We start from the raw sequence: 14,058 nt of genomic DNA on the forward strand, positions 1-14,058 counted from the left end.
TATATATCATGTCGGTGAAAGCGTTTTATGTCTGTTCTAAAAGACAGTTAGCGCGGGATGGAGCAGCCCGGTAGCTCGTCAGGCTCATAACCTGAAGGTCGTAGGTTCAAATCCTACTCCCGCAACCATAAATACTATGATTTGCATAACCTCCTGTTCGCAGGAGGTTTTTTGCTGTTGGGGCATCTCCTTCATGGCGAGGCTCAGGGACAGGGTGCCCGCCAGCGCCTTGCGGGCTCGGGCAAATGCCTTGTCTGACTGGCTGAACGAAGACGCGCGCGCAGAGGCGGATATGCGCAGGTTGGTCGAGATGAACCCCAGCCACGCCAATGATCACCGGACACTCGCGCGGCTGCTGAAGAAACATGATCGTGTCGAAGAGGCGGTCCCGATCCTGCAACATGTGTTGAGCTTTGATGCGTCAACGACCGGCGACTTCCGTGCGCTCGCGAAGGCCTTGCTGACCATGAAACGCGATGCGGAGGCCGAAAGTGTCTGCACCGCTGGTATCGCGGCCTGGCCTGATTACAATTGCCTCTACATGCTGCGGGGCAATGCGCGGTGGCACCAGGACAAGACGGAGGCGGCACGGCAGGATTATGACCGGGCGCTGGAGTTGAATGCACGTTGCGTCTCGGCCCTGCTGAACCGAGGCAACCTGAGCCGGGGGCAAGGCGACACCGATGGCATGCTTGAGGATTGGCTCAAAGTTCTGGACCGGGAGCCGAAGAACACCAAGGCGCACCAACATCTGGCCAACCACTTTTTGGGTCAGCAGATGTGGGACCAGTGCCTGTTCCATGCGGGGGAAGCAATACGCAAAGCTCCCTCAAATGCACGCGCGCGGGCCATGTTCGGCCGTGCGCAGTTTGAGTTGGGCGAAGGTGAAGCCGCGCTGGACGATCTGGACCGCGCAGTCTCTGACGGCCCCGATATCGCCGAGGTCCACAAGCAGCGCGGCATCGTTCTGGTTAAGCTGGGCCATCCGGACCTGCAAATCGAGGATTGCCGCATCGCGCTGCAAAATGCGCCGGGCGATACGGGAATAGCCTTCAATCTTGGCGTGCGCCTTGCCCAAACCGGATCTGTGGCCGAGGCGTTCGACATTTTCGATGATCTGGTCTCCCGGCGCGGTCGCCTGTCCGACCACCGTTGGCGGGGGGAATGTCACCGGCTTCTTGGTCGTCTGCCAAAGGCCATCGCCGATCTGGAACACGCCTTGTCGATGAAGGGGATCAGTGACGAGAACTTCACGTGGATTACCGAGAAAATCGCCGCCGCGCGTAAGGCTATGGCCGAGGAGTGAGGGCGCGTCCGGCATCCTTTTGCAAAGTATTGGAGTTTGGGGGCGGGCGGTGTAATCTTACGTCCATCAGGGGCATGTTGAAATGCCCTCGAACAAGGTTCCGACCGGCTTGGGCAAAAGGTGGATTAACGAATGGCGGCGTTTCAATTCAAGGCAAGCTGGGCCCTTATCTTTGGGGCTGCATTGACTTTGGCCGGCTGCCAAGATGACGGGTCTCCCAACGCGCAAAACAACACGGTCGACATCACCGAGTTGGCCTCGGACGGCAATCACATGATTTTCCGACGGATCGAGGAGGACGACTTCGATGCCGTGCGTGCCTACCTCGATGCGGGTCTTGACCCGAATGTGCGGGGTTTCTTGGACGAGACTGCCGCCATCTGGTCCGCCGGGAGCAATTCGTGGCGTATGGTGGAGATATTGATCTCATACGGGGCGGATCTGTCGCTTGAATCGCGCGATGGGCGTTCGCTGGCAAGTATGGTCCGCCAAAGTCTCGACCTCGGGAATGTCCGCTTGAGTTCCCCTGATGGACAGGCTTTTTTGCGGGTGCAAGAGGTTCTTCGCGCAAGGTGGCTCCTGTGAACCGGCGTCGTTTCACAGGGTTGGCGGCGCAATCGCGTCGCCCCGACGCTGGATGAGTAAAGAGGTTTGCAGTTCTCGTTGCTGTCGCGCAAAAAGATTGCCGCGCCCTCACGCTAGAAATCATAGGGAACATCGTGTTGCCTGATTATGATCCCGCTCTTGTCGACCGCCTTCTTGCGTGGGAGGCGCGCTTGGCTGAAGGGGACCGTTCCCTTGACACTTGGGCAGTTGAAACGCTCATCGAGGATGCCCGCACAGCAGCCTCACCCGTCATGTTTTATGCCCCGCGCGGGCGCGTTGCCTTGGAGTTGGCTTTGGCCGGTGGGCTGGACCTGACAACGCGGGGTCCGACGGGCGATACTGTTCTGTTCCAGACTGACTTCTATGACACCCGCGCCTTTGAATGTGCAGCGGATGCCCTGGCTGCCAAAGATGCGATTGATTGGGTCAATGCGGCTGGAATGACGGCCCTGTCCTGTCAGGTAAAATTTGCTGAGGTCGCAAAGGCACGGATTCTGCTGGAGCGTGGGGCATCGCCGAATGCGGTCATGCGTAACGCGCGCTACGGGGGCGCACCCCTTTCCGTTGCACAGCAGGCTGTGATGGCGATGAGTGCGGAAGCGGACGCAGAGAGGCTCTCTGAGGAGCTGTTACTGCTCCTGAAAGCCCATGGATTGCGCGTCACGCTGGATGAAAAGGCAGTATTGCTCGTCCGGTGCATCTCGAAGCCCCGCGTCGCCTCATGGATCGAGCAAAACCTGAGCGATTGAAATGCACAGGCCGATTACCCGCCCAAAGGCTCAGGGCCGACGCAGCGGATGAAGCTGTCGCCGCCATATTGCGCCGCCTCTATCTCGTCCTTGAACGCACGGTGGTATTCCAACGGGCCAATCGCTTGCAATTGGGCAATCCGGTCTGCGATGGTGAATTTCCCGATCTGATGGGATGCATCCAGTGTCACCTGAAACGGCGACTCCCAGCCGAACACCTCGCCCAGGTGAAGCGGGCCGAAAGCCCTGACCGCTTTGGCATGGTGGTCGACATCGTGTTTTGACTGTTTCAGATACCGCATGGACACCTCGATGCTGAACGTGAGGCGCTGATCAAGGGGTTTGCTGTCCTGCCCGCGAATGACAGTCAGTTTGCTGAAGGCAAGGTCAAGGTCATGCAGGGTGCTGCTGCCATCGGTGATCAGGATGGTGCCATGGGACGTGTAGGCAAAGGGAACGAACCGTTCGATAGACAGCCCCGCATCGCCTTCGAACCAGGGCGCAAGCGCGACGCGCATGGGGGACGGGTCGCAAAACTGGATTCGCCGTTCTCCCACCATCAAATCCGCGCCATGCCTGCGCCATGCCTGCGCCATGCCTCACGCAGACCATCGGGCACAAGATCCCCATAGCGTTGCACCTCCGCCTCCGGCATCGGCTCTGCGGCGGCAAGATCGGCAACCTCCTGCAAGATCGGGGCGTAATCGTGATAACTCATGGTCTGGAAACCTCCGGATCAGGGAAACGACACCGACTATCGCACGCCGCGCCAGCCGTGACCAAGCATGAATGAATTCCTCGATGTGGTGCACCTCCGCCTGAGTTGCCGCCTCTGGTCCATACTCAGCGATCAGCGCGTGCAATTCCTGCCGCAGCTCCGTCGGGCGGTTCGCAAGACGCGCATCACTCGCTTTGGATGAGGTGGCGAAATGCAGGCTTGCCTGCGCCTTTTGCGTCAGAAGCCAGAGGCGCGTCGTCCGACATGTCCCGCGCGCACCCATTTTGACCTTGCCCGGCCACAGGATGTCCTCGCCCCATCTGTCGATCACCGCCTGTTCAGCCACCGGAAGCCTGCGCCGCGGATTAGGCGGCTCCCGTGCGCGCCACGCAAGCTGGCGGCGTGGCTTAGCGACATTCCCGCCTGAACCGAATTTCATTGCGAAGAGCGAGAGATTGAGTGATTAACTGACTGCACATATCTCCAGCATCGCGGCATTTTCGGTCGCATTCTCATGAAAACCAGAATCAAGATCGTAAAGATCTCCCTGAACACCGATCGTGCCAGTGCATTTGGCCTGGTCTTCAAACTCCAAATTTATTTTCCCGATCCGGACCGGCCCGAAATCACAGTATTCCTCGATAATGAGCTGACCCGATCCCAGGACTGGGCCATCTACGGCGTCCGCTCCGAGCGGCCAGACCTGTTCCGCAACGTGGCGTTTTCAGGATTGGGAGAACCTCGCGCGTTCGAGTTGGGGTCGGAATTCCGGATCGAGTTTGCCAGCCTGACCCAAGAGGAGGTCGTCTATGCAAGAACGGGTAAAACTCTGGAACCGGCCTACCACTTTGAAGTCGAGCCCCTGCACGTTCATTGATGCCGAAGCGCGCTCTTCTGCTGCCCGCAAAAGGGCCTGCAAGGTCGCAACATGCGTGGGAAGATCGGCGGGTAAATTCATAGGCCAAACCGGCTTTGTTGCACAAATGGACGGATCGGATGCTCCCGTGTTGCCAGAACTTCTGAACCAAATCCCTGCTGATCAAGACATCGGCAGTGTCACCGCAGACCGGGCTTACGATACGCGCAAATGCCACGAGGCGATTAAGCAAACAAACGACAACAAAAGCTTCAGTGATCTAACCCCTCTGGCAGAGCATTATGCTCTTTCGGGATCCGGAATGCATAGGTCAAGAACGACCAGTAGTTTATCCAATCCGGCGACGTAATCTTGATCGTCACCTTGGGGCTGTGGCTGAATTTGACTGTGCTGGGGCCGCTATACAGCGTCGTGCCCTGCCACCGCTTTGCCATGTCTTCAGGCGCGACCCAGAAATGCAGCGTATCTCCCAATGGAAGCTGCACCGACAACAGCCGGTTTCCGGTGCGCGCAACGGCCTGTTCGACCTGCCGGGTATGATCCGCGAAGGTCTGCTTGAAGGCGGGCCAGTCCGGTTGTTCACCAGCGTCCCAATCGACAGCTTCGACGATGCGTCTAAGGTCAAGCCCTTCGGGGTTGTCTCCGGCGTCGGCCAGCCCTTCTTCCATCAGAACCAGCGGGAATTCGTAAATGTACTTGTCTTCCGCGCATAACAGATGGCCTGCCTCAGTCAGGGCGCTGATGATACCGCGTAGGGTGCGTTCCGGTTGCGGGGCATTTTCGAGACCGTAGTACCCGATGTCTTCCAGGGTGGTAGGCGGGTTGACGATCAGCGTGTTGACCTGCACCATGAGCGCGCTCTCTCCGCCTGATACATCACGCGCGAAGTCGCGAAACAGCTCTTCCTGATCATCGGCACCCAAAGTCATGACAAGCTACAGTCCCCCGTGATCTCCCAAGTGGGTTACCGATTGACGCCAAGATTGCCCGTTTCTGTATATTTAACAAGTGTTTTCCGTCCCGAGCGACGTCTATGGTCGAGCCGATGGTTGGAGGCGAGCCGCTGGAGCCACTAAGTGGACGCGTCGCAGCTTGGCGGCGGCATTTTCCTGCGCAGAGTTGCCATTCGTCTTGGCCCATCCCTGACGAGCCGGGGGCCTAGTCCGGCGCGTGGGCAAGAGGAGCAATAGTCTGCGCCAGGCTCCAACGGCCGTTGACCCGCTCAGCCCTCTTCTGCGGTCAGCGCCGTGCGGCATGCAGCGACCGTGTCCTGCGACACGAAGTGTCTCAGGACTGTCTGATCTTGTGTGAAAAAGCCAAAGCGGCGATAGCTCCAGCCAGTAATCTGCGGTGTACCATCAGCCCCGAAGGCGAGAATGGCAAAATGCGGGCTGCGCACTTCTACATCGTCAATTCCGAAGCCCAGAAGCCGCCGATTGACCTGTCGCGCCGGGTTTGGAACGAAAAACCCTGTCCCGGCAAAGGACAGCTCTTTGAGATTGGTGACATCCTCGCCCGGCCGCAGCCAGCAATAGGGGGCCTCGAACACGCCCGCCGCGGTGCGGTTTGCAAGCCCCACCTGTGCCGCGAACCAGATGAGGATCAGTGCCACGATGCCGACAATACCCCGGAAAATACCGACCATGAGACTACGCCCTTTCCTGCTGATCTGCGCCCGGCCCAATTCGGGTGCTGATTCAGGATGTTGATGATGTTCTTTTGCCGTTTGGATGCGGTTGCGTTTTGTCATTCAGGCCTCCTTGTGTTTCTTAAGTCCGGGAGCAGTTTTTGACAAATCAACACCACTTTCTGGCCATAGACAGGAGGTCCTGCAGCTCAGCTCAGGAGGAGGGATGAGATTTGAGAACCGCGAACTCCAGCGGCGTGCCGGGCCACAGCTCGATCCGGTAGTGGTCGTCGCCATCAAGTCCATCTTCCGAAAGCGTCTCAAGGCCGGCAAAAAGGACCCTGACGCGCAACGGCCCTTCCGGCACTGTCAACCGAGCGGCATCGGGCAGATAATCGGTGCACCCCGCGATGATCAGACGGCCCGAGGGCGCGGCGATCGAGAAGCTCACCGCATGATCCCAAGTTCCCATATCCAGCGGCGGCTCTTGCTCTGCGATCAGAACCTGCACCGGAACCTCCATATTCCGTGCGGTCGAGACCGCGAAACCATCTGCAGCCACGAACACGCGCTCCTTCAGCGCTGCATCGTTCCAGTTTGCACCGTCAGTGTCGGCGGTGGTGTCGTCCCGAAGGTAGAATTGATGGTAATCAGCGAAGAGTGTGAAACTGTGTTCTTGCATCAGAGCCTCTTTAACCATTGGAACAATTTGGGTTTACCATCAGCATGGCGCTGCAAAACCTCCTTTAGATCGGGTGTCAGCGCCAGATCGAAGGACACCAGAAGCTCAAGCAGTTTGATCGACAGTGTATCCCGATCCACCTCCGGGTCGCTTGGCATGGTCATTGCGGCTTGCTGCGCCACAGAAAGCGGTTGACCGCCATACTGCGAATTGGACGCGACACTGTTCGCGGATGCGCCGTATTCGAGAAGGATCGTCGCCTTGTCCAAGGCACCGAATTTGACCTGAGAAGACAGGGCCGTCATCCCGTCCCGGTTGCCCGTGTCTATCTGACCCTGTCGCGCAAAAACATCTGCGACGACCGCAAAAGCCTCAGCGTCATGCAACCCGTCCTCAAACAGCACCTTGGTGCCATCAGCACGGGTTCTGAGCAGATTAACGCCTGCATCTATGGCCCGCTGCAGTGCTATTGCGCTGCGGGGCGCTTCGAAAATCAGGGGGTCGTGGTCGGATGCCGTGTCATCAAGCAGCGCGGAAAGTGCCGCTGCGATCCGTGTTTCGTTGCCACGCAACAGACACGCATCCCACAGCAAGAGTTCTTCCACAGTGTCGTTGTATTTAGGCATCCTACGCTTTCTTACCCAGACCAATGCGACATCAGCGCAAAACGACACGTCGCTGTGGCGCGCTGTCCGGCCCTTCGCCGAGTGCGGTGAACACCTCGATCCGCGAGAGCTTTGCGCCGAGGAAAACGCGGACTGGCCTGACCCAATCAGACGCGGTTGGTTGCGCCTTGAACGCCTGCCGCGAGATCACGAAGGTGTTGTGGTCATCACTATCGCGCTGGTGCCAGTCTGGTTCGATAATCGTGCTGTCGCCCTCAAAGGGCTCGGACCCCCGAAAGTGCTGGTCCGGCAGGATGAGGCGCCGCGTCCCAAGAAACGCATCGTGGTATACAGACGCCCGAAATTCTGCGTCGAAGGACAGCATATCATGTGTGGTGCCGGTATATGCACAGAGCAAATCCAGTTGTGCCGAGGTGATGAAATGCTCTGTCACGTTTGCCATGTCCAAGGACGGATCAGGTCTGCTGGTAGATGACGATCACGGCGTCAAAATTGCGCGCGGCAAGGTCATCTTCATGCAGGAAAAAGTAGAAATGTCCTTCGGCATTCATGTTGAGAAAGCTTTCCACGTTTAGTTGAAGAAGCAGTCGGAACTTGAGCGCTTGTTCGGCGTCGTTTGCGTCCAATGCCGCCCCTTCAAGGCCGATCATCGCGCGCACCTCTTCGAAGTCTTGGCCGGACACGACGGGGCGCCCCAGTACCTTTTGGTAATAGGCGTCATAGCGTGGATCGTCCTGCTCGGGGAACGCCACGCCAAGAAGCTGATGATAGGGCGGAACATCGTCTTCGCCTTCGCCGGGCCACTCCAAAGAGATATCGCGGTAGATGTCGACGGCGTTGGTCGCCTGCTGGCGGTTGGAATATACCGAGCGTACAAACTCAAGGTTCTGCGATGCCAAGCGTTGCCAGGTCCATGTCATTTCAACAGGTGTCTCGGGGGGCAGAAACCCGCTGTTGAAAGGTTCGGACTCGTCCTCATTTTCGGTTTCGCCGCCTAGCCAACCAGTCAATTTCTCAAAGGCGTTCAACTTGGTTTTGAACCCTCGCCACTTGTCTTGCGCCAGACTGTCAAGCCACATCAGTACTTCCGGCTGGTCATGCCGCCTGAGCATTTCGACAGGGGTTTTGTCCCAAATGATGCGCGTGGCAGCCCTGCCTTCGCCTTCGAACCAGACTGCGTAATCCATGAAAATCAGCAAACGCCCTTCGGTGGGTAGGTCTGCGGATGCCGGCAACAGCGCGGACAGGTCGATCTGCGCGATGAAGGTCAGCGGCAGGGGGGAGTCCATAGGCACCGGGCTATCGGAGGGGTCGGGCGCATAGTCAATGGTCGCATCTGCAACCGTGAACCCGCCACTGACCGGCCAGACGAAATCGGCAGGTAGATCGGGCATACCGCCGAAACGGGACTGTCCGATTTGCGCTGAACCTTGTGTTTTCACTGTCTGAAAGGCGGGCGCGACGAGTTCTTCGGCCAGCGCAGGCAGATCGGCAATCAAGGCGCGTGTCGCTGCCAGGGCGACTGGCTTGCAAGCGTCCTGTGCGGGCTTGTCTTCCCGGTGCTGGTGGTAGCAATGCCACATCGCCATCTGGTCGATGTTCAGTCCGGCCGCACCCTCGACAATTCCAGCGATAGCCTGATCTTTGGTTTGAGACATGGCTGTTGCTCCCGAAAAAAGCCAAATTGCGACGATGATCAAAACCGTGGAAAAACGATGCGAGAAGGGTGTCATGGTGTCATCAATCGCTTTGGGCAAATACTGTCTAACCTACTCCTATTGATAAAAAATGACACAGTAGCGGAGGTGTTGCAACCGTCGGAAAGGGCAGCTTTCGGGCGCAGGCGGGCGAGATGCGGCCCCGCGTTCGGAGCGGATGGTTTGCGAAGGCTGGGTCAGAAGCGGGCTTTATCCGTGATCTGGCGCTGGGTGTGCTCGATGCAGCCTGTGACAGGCTCAGCGCGGAACGCCATGGCCTTCACGCCCGATGCAGGCCCTTCATCAAGCGGCTGATCGCTGAACAGGTCAACATCGGGCAAAACCGCGCGCACCTCGACGGGGATGGGCCGAACCGCTGACCCTGACGCCAAAAAATAGCTGTAAACCTGCGCACAATTGCGTAGGATTTTCGACTAAAGGCATCAGATTGGTCCGGCCATGAACAAGAAAAAGACCCACCGTACCCAGACTGGCGCAGACCAGACGGCACGAGCGCTGGCCATGCTGGCGGCGGGCCAATCTGCGGAGGCTGCTCCGCTGTTCTTGGCGGCTTTGCGCAAGGATGCCGCAAGCTACGATGCGCAGCTTGGCCTCGGGCGTGCGTTCTATGGTCTGGGCGAAGACCACAAAGCGGATGCCGCCTTTGCAAAGGCTGCTGAGCTTGAACCTGGCAAGGCGGCACCGCATCTGTGGCGGGCGCGTATTCTGAAGGCGCAGTTGGAGGCATCGCCCACGGCCAATTTTCACAACGGCAAATACTTCAGTTCGCTGGAAGGCGACGATTATCGCCTTGAAGGCGAGATCACAGAGCATCTGGATGCTGCCGTCGCAGCGGCGCCAGACAATCTGGAAGCGCGGTGCGAACGGGGTCTTTGGTCGGCCTTCACGGATCGACATGATGGGGCAGTTTACGACCTGCACAAGGTCTATGATGCAACGCCGGACGACCCCGCCTTGTGGCGGAAAATCGCACCGGCACTTCTGAACGCTGGCGATTACGAATTTGGCCTGCAGCTGGCCGACCAACTGGAAGCGCTTGGCCCTCTGGACGCGCCCTTGTTGCGGGCCCGGCTGGATGCGGTGAGATGGGTGCGCGATGCCGCCCGCATCGAGGCGGATTTGCGGGCGCTTTTCGCGCTTGAGCCGAACAACCTGCTTGATTGCAGAGACCTGTCCGATTTCCTGCACCGACAAGATCGCTATGAAGAGGAGGTCGCGCACAGGCAGCACATCGTCACGCTGCCAAACGCCGAAAGCTACGATTTCAGGTGTCTTGCCTCCGCTCTCGCCGTGCTCGAACGCTACAGCGACGCGGAAGGTGCCTTGGACGAAGCCATCCGGCTTGATCCGCAAAACGGCTGTCTCTACCAGAGGCGCGGCAATATGCGACGGCTTCAGGACCACAGCGATGAGGCGATGGCCGATTACGATCAGGCGCTGATCTTTCGGCCCGATTGCTACTCTGCGCTGAACAATCGCGGCATCCTGCACAAACGAAAAGGCGATACCGACGCCATGCGCGCCGACTGGCTGGAGGCAACGCAAAAAAGCGGAAAGGCGACCATGGCGCATCAGAACCTCGCCGATCATTTCCTCGGCGAGAGGATGTGGGCGGAGTGTCTGATACATGCCGAGGCGGTGGTCGAAAGACAGCCGAAGAATGCGAAGGCCCTGTCCTTGCGTGGCCGCGCCCGGTTTGAAACGGGTCTTGCGGACGAAGGGCTGGCCGATCTTGAAAGGGCGGTCGAACTGGCGCCTGACAATGCCGCCATCCGCAATCAGCGCGGCATCGTTCTGGGCAAGATGGGGCATCCCGATTTGCAGGTCGAAGAGTGTCGCACAGCCTTGGAACATGCTCCGAGCGACCGGGGCATTCTGCACAATCTCGCGGTTTCGCTTCTCAAGACGGGGCGCCCCGACGAGGCTCTTCCCATCTTGGAGGATGTCGCCCTGCGCCATGGCTCGGCGAGCGATTTGGGCTGGCTGGGTGAGTGCAAGCGCCAGTTGGGCAGGCCAGCCGATGCGGTTGCCGATCTAGAACGCGCGCTGGACGCAGACAGCACAAGCATTCAAGAGGCCTTGGATAAGGCGCTGGCGGACCTGCAATCGCGCTAGAGTCGGCGGCCTACGCCCGCCCTGCGGTCATGCGCACAAAGGTCTCTCCACCATAAGGAACGGCGTCCTGCACGGTCGTAAGCGCCCGAGCCTGGATCATCTTGCTCGGGAAGGGCCGCTTTCTTGGCGGGCGCCTGCGATTTGTCCTTTCGAATTCGGATTGGATAGCTTCGGGATGATGCATTCCTTCATGACGACTTGGGATAGAGGGTACGCGTTGTGACATAAGAGACAATACAGTGCTGCGGTCTGGAAAAGCGCTCAGATGGGTAGCGTTTGAGGTGCCGCAAGATGATCGCTTTGCCTGCGTGGTTGACACGATCCCGGTGCGCGACAACTCTGGCTGCGGTACGCGGCATAGGTGGCGCGACAAAAAACACAGGTGGCGCGACAAAAAAGAAGGGAGTACGCAAATATGCTGACATGGGATGTCCGGCCAGGAGGGGGCGTAGGTCCGATAGAGTTCGGAATGACATCTTCGGATGTGCAACGAATTCTTGGCAAGCCCGAATTCTGCGACAACCCAGAGGTCCCTTTGGGAGGGCCTTATCCGGCGGATGAAAGGGTGACCGAATTTCGTATGTTCGACTACTCGAACGAAAAGTATCAGCCTGATGTCAGCTTTTTCTCAAATAGGGTTGTATCACTCGACGTGTACACCCTGCATGAGTCCCTGAAGCTGCAGGATGTTGCGTTGTTCAAGAACACGCCGACTGTCTTGGCGGACATTCTCAAAGGCATGAGCAAGTCGTATGCGTTTGACGACACGTCGTATATTTTCCTCGACCTCAGTATTGCCTTGAGCCTTGAGACTTGGGAGATTTCGAAAACGGTTACGATATTTGCGGTGGGCGAATTCGATGAATTCGTCGAGGACGGCGTCGAAGATGGGACTCTGACTTGGGTTCGAGACCGAAAGCGCGGATTTGTAGGTTGATGAAACCAATCTCCGACAATGGGTAGGATCCGACGGTCGACTTCCGCGTGACAGCCAAACAAGATACAAAAGCGGCAAGAGTTTTATTTCAAGGCGATCGCGCGACGTGGGAACACCGAGACGATCAGATGAAGAAGAAGGCCGAACATCGCACCAAAAAACCGCAGACTGTTGATTTTCGTGTTAGGGTCCAGACTCATTACCGTTCACAACCAGAAGAGGACGGTGGCTGCGAGAGCGATGGCAGAGAGGAATACGATTGGGCATCGGTCGTATCGTGTGGCGATGCCCTCCATGATCCGGGCAAAGACCCCCATGCCGCTCCAGCGCTTCCAACGATTGTAGAGCGTTTTCGGCGGCCCATATTCGCGCGGCGCATCGCACCACCGCAACCCATTGCGATTGATAAAGATTATGCCGCTCAGAACTCGACGGTCATCCACCCTTGGACGCCCATGGCTCTTCGGAAAAAACGGTCGAAGCCGGTCCATTTGGGCCTCGGTCAGCCAGAACAAGTTGCTCATCTCTCAGGTCTCCTCGCGGAGGCTGAACCACAAAACCTGCAGCAAATCAATGGGTCCTGACCCTGGATAAATGAGCTATTCCGGCGCTTTCTGAAGAATTTGGCGAAGGGTTCTGCGGCGTTGATTTTGCGGGGTTTGATCAAGGAAGCGATGCGGCCTCATGCACATGAAAATCTGCATTCTATAAAGCGATTATCGTTGACACACGGGGTTTCATACAAAGGCAAGTATTTATGAAGTCGAGCTTCCGCAACCAACATTTATAACACAGGATAAACGCCTTACGCCTCGCTACTGCGGGGCCTCTTGCATTGGCGAAAAGCACGGTGCTACGTTTTGGACTCAATGCGCAACAACGCATCCGCATCAGAAAATCTTCATCGATCCAGTCCTTAGCTACGCATTATATGCAGGTCTGATCTGAAGCATATGCAGGTCTGATCTGAATCCTTTTAAACAAGCTGCAATCGGCATGGACCCGGAGTTTTGCGCTCTATCGTTTTCGATTGGTATTGCTGTTGAATCCGGTCATAGAGAGCAATGCTCTCCACATCGTTAAAATCAGTTTTACATCACGCCAGATACTTCCCTTTGTGGTCGGCGCTGACCGTTTTTCGTTGGCGCTCCTTTGATCGTCGGTCTCGTGGATTGGGGGCAACATTTAAAACCGTCATGCGTTGGTTTCCACCAGCTAGGAACCGATTTGACCGCGAAGCAAAACGGGTCTTTCCAAATATGAAGCGCGGTGCGCGCGCTAAGCTGGGCCAAGATATGGGCTGGCATATGGGGAGAACACTGTTTGAGATCTATCACGATGCTGAATTTCAAACCCAACACCACAAATTCAAGGCCTCAGGTCCTGGACTTGTCGCCATGAAAGAGGCTCAGGCGGCTGGCAAGGGAGTAGTCATTGTTTCAGGCCATTTTGGACAGTGGGAAGCTGTTCGCGCTGTGATCAAAATGCACGGGCTTGAAAGTGGAGCGGTATATCGACGGCACAAGAATCGTCACTACGAGCGCCGCATTCGTGCAGGTATTGAAGCAGGGGGGAAGCCGATTTTGGCAACCGGCCACGTCGGAACCAGGGCGCTTGTGCGGCATCTGCGGGGTGGTGGCATTATTTCAATTTTGTTAGATGAAAAATATTCGGAAGGTGTAAGAATACCGTTCCTTGGGCATGACGCCCTCACATCTCTTTCAGCAGCCCAGCTTGCACTCAAATACGATCTGCTCATGATCCCTGCATTCGGTACCCGCATTGAAGATGGGAATGCATTTCGCGTGGAATTCGAAGCCCCAATCCCCCACACCGATAGCATCACTATGACACATGTTTTTAACAACAGTTTATCTGCTCGAATAATGGCGAATCCAGAACAGTGGTACTGGATGCTAAGACGGTGGGACGGTGCATGATTTTAGGTGTAGTTCGCTAATCGACCCTTACCGGTACAAAAATGTTGCGACTTCGACCAATGACCGGTTCGCGGAGCTTGCGCTGCGACGACTGTTAGTCAGATGAAGGCCGGCTCTGGACGAAGCTAGGAGTTTCTATGAGATTAAACCAAATTCC

General features: G+C 57.2%; 16 protein-coding genes, 1 tRNA gene and 2 pseudogenes. 9 read left to right on the forward strand and 10 right to left on the reverse strand.

The window, feature by feature from the left end:
- The first annotated feature begins 51 nt into the window (after positions 1-51).
- The 4 genes from B9P63_RS00005 to B9P63_RS00020 all read left to right on the forward strand — a co-directional run bounded on the left by B9P63_RS00005 (position 52) and on the right by B9P63_RS00020 (position 2,661).
- A tRNA-Met gene (locus B9P63_RS00005) sits at positions 52-128 on the forward strand.
- A gap of 122 nt (positions 129-250) precedes the next feature.
- On the forward strand, positions 251-1,306 hold the full coding sequence (locus tag B9P63_RS00010) for a tetratricopeptide repeat protein (protein ID WP_176219062.1): 1,056 nt from the start codon (positions 251-253) through the stop codon (positions 1,304-1,306).
- A gap of 132 nt (positions 1,307-1,438) precedes the next feature.
- Entirely contained in the window at positions 1,439-1,891 is a 453-nt protein-coding gene (locus B9P63_RS00015; RefSeq protein WP_085306508.1) for an ankyrin repeat domain-containing protein, read from the forward strand.
- Positions 1,892-2,028: 137 nt separating this feature from the next.
- Entirely contained in the window at positions 2,029-2,661 is a 633-nt protein-coding gene (locus B9P63_RS00020) for a hypothetical protein (RefSeq protein ID WP_139816171.1), read from the forward strand.
- A 14-nt stretch (positions 2,662-2,675) separates the two neighbouring features.
- Here the strand turns inward: B9P63_RS00020 and B9P63_RS00025 are convergent, their stop codons facing one another.
- Both B9P63_RS00025 and B9P63_RS19070 read right to left on the reverse strand, forming a co-directional pair.
- Entirely contained in the window at positions 2,676-3,179 is a 504-nt protein-coding gene (locus B9P63_RS00025) for a hypothetical protein (RefSeq protein WP_085306510.1), read from the reverse strand.
- A gap of 41 nt (positions 3,180-3,220) precedes the next feature.
- Positions 3,221-3,379: a hypothetical protein gene (locus B9P63_RS19070; protein WP_176219063.1), complete on the reverse strand. Its 159-nt coding sequence runs from the start codon at positions 3,377-3,379 to the stop codon at positions 3,221-3,223.
- A 514-nt stretch (positions 3,380-3,893) separates the two neighbouring features.
- On the opposite strand from B9P63_RS19070, the gene B9P63_RS00030 reads away from it, so the two are divergent.
- Positions 3,894-4,256, forward strand: coding sequence for a hypothetical protein (locus tag B9P63_RS00030; RefSeq protein ID WP_085306511.1), 363 nt, complete (start codon positions 3,894-3,896; stop codon positions 4,254-4,256).
- Positions 4,189-4,482 (forward strand): annotated as a pseudogene (locus B9P63_RS19600) (transposase); the annotation flags it as partial. The gene B9P63_RS00030 and the pseudogene B9P63_RS19600, both read left to right, overlap by 68 nt.
- 25 nt (positions 4,483-4,507) lie before the next feature.
- Here B9P63_RS19600 and B9P63_RS18945 read toward each other — a convergent pair.
- From B9P63_RS18945 to B9P63_RS19075, 7 genes are all read right to left on the reverse strand, one after another.
- Positions 4,508-5,185 (reverse strand): hypothetical protein, encoded by a 678-nt coding sequence (locus tag B9P63_RS18945; RefSeq protein ID WP_139816172.1) that lies wholly within the window; start codon positions 5,183-5,185, stop codon positions 4,508-4,510.
- A gap of 293 nt (positions 5,186-5,478) precedes the next feature.
- Entirely contained in the window at positions 5,479-6,006 is a 528-nt protein-coding gene (locus tag B9P63_RS00045; protein ID WP_085306514.1) for a hypothetical protein, read from the reverse strand.
- 91 nt (positions 6,007-6,097) lie between these two features.
- Positions 6,098-6,565, reverse strand: a complete 468-nt coding sequence (locus B9P63_RS00050; RefSeq protein WP_085306515.1) for a hypothetical protein — start codon at positions 6,563-6,565, stop codon at positions 6,098-6,100.
- The gene (locus B9P63_RS00055; protein WP_085306516.1) at positions 6,565-7,191 is read right to left on the reverse strand and encodes a hypothetical protein; all 627 of its coding nucleotides are present in this window, start codon (positions 7,189-7,191) and stop codon (positions 6,565-6,567) included. The genes B9P63_RS00050 and B9P63_RS00055 overlap by 1 nt, the downstream gene beginning before the upstream one ends.
- A gap of 31 nt (positions 7,192-7,222) precedes the next feature.
- Positions 7,223-7,633, reverse strand: coding sequence for a hypothetical protein (locus tag B9P63_RS00060; RefSeq protein ID WP_085306517.1), 411 nt, complete (start codon positions 7,631-7,633; stop codon positions 7,223-7,225).
- 13 nt (positions 7,634-7,646) lie between these two features.
- Entirely contained in the window at positions 7,647-8,849 is a 1,203-nt protein-coding gene (locus B9P63_RS00065; protein ID WP_176219064.1) for a DUF1963 domain-containing protein, read from the reverse strand.
- 236 nt (positions 8,850-9,085) lie between these two features.
- Complete coding sequence (locus B9P63_RS19075; protein WP_176219065.1) at positions 9,086-9,229, reverse strand: hypothetical protein; 144 nt, start codon at positions 9,227-9,229, stop codon at positions 9,086-9,088.
- Between the two features lie 118 nt (positions 9,230-9,347).
- On the opposite strand from B9P63_RS19075, the gene B9P63_RS00075 reads away from it, so the two are divergent.
- Positions 9,348-11,024 carry a tetratricopeptide repeat protein gene (locus B9P63_RS00075; RefSeq protein WP_085306520.1) on the forward strand — a complete coding sequence of 559 codons (1,677 nt, stop codon included), beginning with the start codon at positions 9,348-9,350 and terminating at the stop codon, positions 11,022-11,024.
- 415 nt (positions 11,025-11,439) lie between these two features.
- Positions 11,440-11,961 (forward strand): hypothetical protein, encoded by a 522-nt coding sequence (locus tag B9P63_RS00080; protein ID WP_139816174.1) that lies wholly within the window; start codon positions 11,440-11,442, stop codon positions 11,959-11,961.
- A gap of 227 nt (positions 11,962-12,188) precedes the next feature.
- Here the strand turns inward: B9P63_RS00080 and B9P63_RS00085 are convergent.
- Positions 12,189-12,485, reverse strand: a pseudogene (locus B9P63_RS00085) (transposase); the annotation flags it as partial.
- A 540-nt stretch (positions 12,486-13,025) separates the two neighbouring features.
- Here B9P63_RS00085 and B9P63_RS00090 point away from each other — a divergent pair.
- Positions 13,026-13,901, forward strand: coding sequence for a lysophospholipid acyltransferase family protein (locus tag B9P63_RS00090; protein WP_085306522.1), 876 nt, complete (start codon positions 13,026-13,028; stop codon positions 13,899-13,901).
- The last annotated feature ends 157 nt before the right edge of the window (positions 13,902-14,058 follow it).

It is taken from the genome of Planktotalea arctica (assembly GCF_002105285.1).
Taxonomy (GTDB): domain Bacteria; phylum Pseudomonadota; class Alphaproteobacteria; order Rhodobacterales; family Rhodobacteraceae; genus Planktotalea; species Planktotalea arctica.

Bases quoted from the DNA above. Each gene is read 5' to 3' on its own strand.
- B9P63_RS00015 (WP_085306508.1), top strand. From the start codon at position 1,439: ATGGCGGCGTTTCAATTCAAGGCAAGCTGGGCCCTTATCTTTGGGGCT.
- B9P63_RS00025 (WP_085306510.1), bottom strand. From the start codon at position 3,179: ATGCGCGTCGCGCTTGCGCCCTGGTTCGAAGGCGATGCGGGGCTGTCT.
- B9P63_RS19070 (WP_176219063.1), bottom strand. From the start codon at position 3,379: ATGAGTTATCACGATTACGCCCCGATCTTGCAGGAGGTTGCCGATCTT.
- B9P63_RS00030 (WP_085306511.1), top strand. From the start codon at position 3,894: ATGAAAACCAGAATCAAGATCGTAAAGATCTCCCTGAACACCGATCGT.
- B9P63_RS18945 (WP_139816172.1), bottom strand. From the start codon at position 5,185: ATGACTTTGGGTGCCGATGATCAGGAAGAGCTGTTTCGCGACTTCGCG.
- B9P63_RS00045 (WP_085306514.1), bottom strand. From the start codon at position 6,006: ATGACAAAACGCAACCGCATCCAAACGGCAAAAGAACATCATCAACAT.
- B9P63_RS00050 (WP_085306515.1), bottom strand. From the start codon at position 6,565: ATGCAAGAACACAGTTTCACACTCTTCGCTGATTACCATCAATTCTAC.
- B9P63_RS00055 (WP_085306516.1), bottom strand. From the start codon at position 7,191: ATGCCTAAATACAACGACACTGTGGAAGAACTCTTGCTGTGGGATGCG.
- B9P63_RS00060 (WP_085306517.1), bottom strand. From the start codon at position 7,633: ATGGCAAACGTGACAGAGCATTTCATCACCTCGGCACAACTGGATTTG.
- B9P63_RS00065 (WP_176219064.1), bottom strand. From the start codon at position 8,849: ATGTCTCAAACCAAAGATCAGGCTATCGCTGGAATTGTCGAGGGTGCG.
- B9P63_RS00075 (WP_085306520.1), top strand. From the start codon at position 9,348: ATGAACAAGAAAAAGACCCACCGTACCCAGACTGGCGCAGACCAGACG.
- B9P63_RS00080 (WP_139816174.1), top strand. From the start codon at position 11,440: ATGCTGACATGGGATGTCCGGCCAGGAGGGGGCGTAGGTCCGATAGAG.
- B9P63_RS00090 (WP_085306522.1), top strand. From the start codon at position 13,026: ATGCTCTCCACATCGTTAAAATCAGTTTTACATCACGCCAGATACTTC.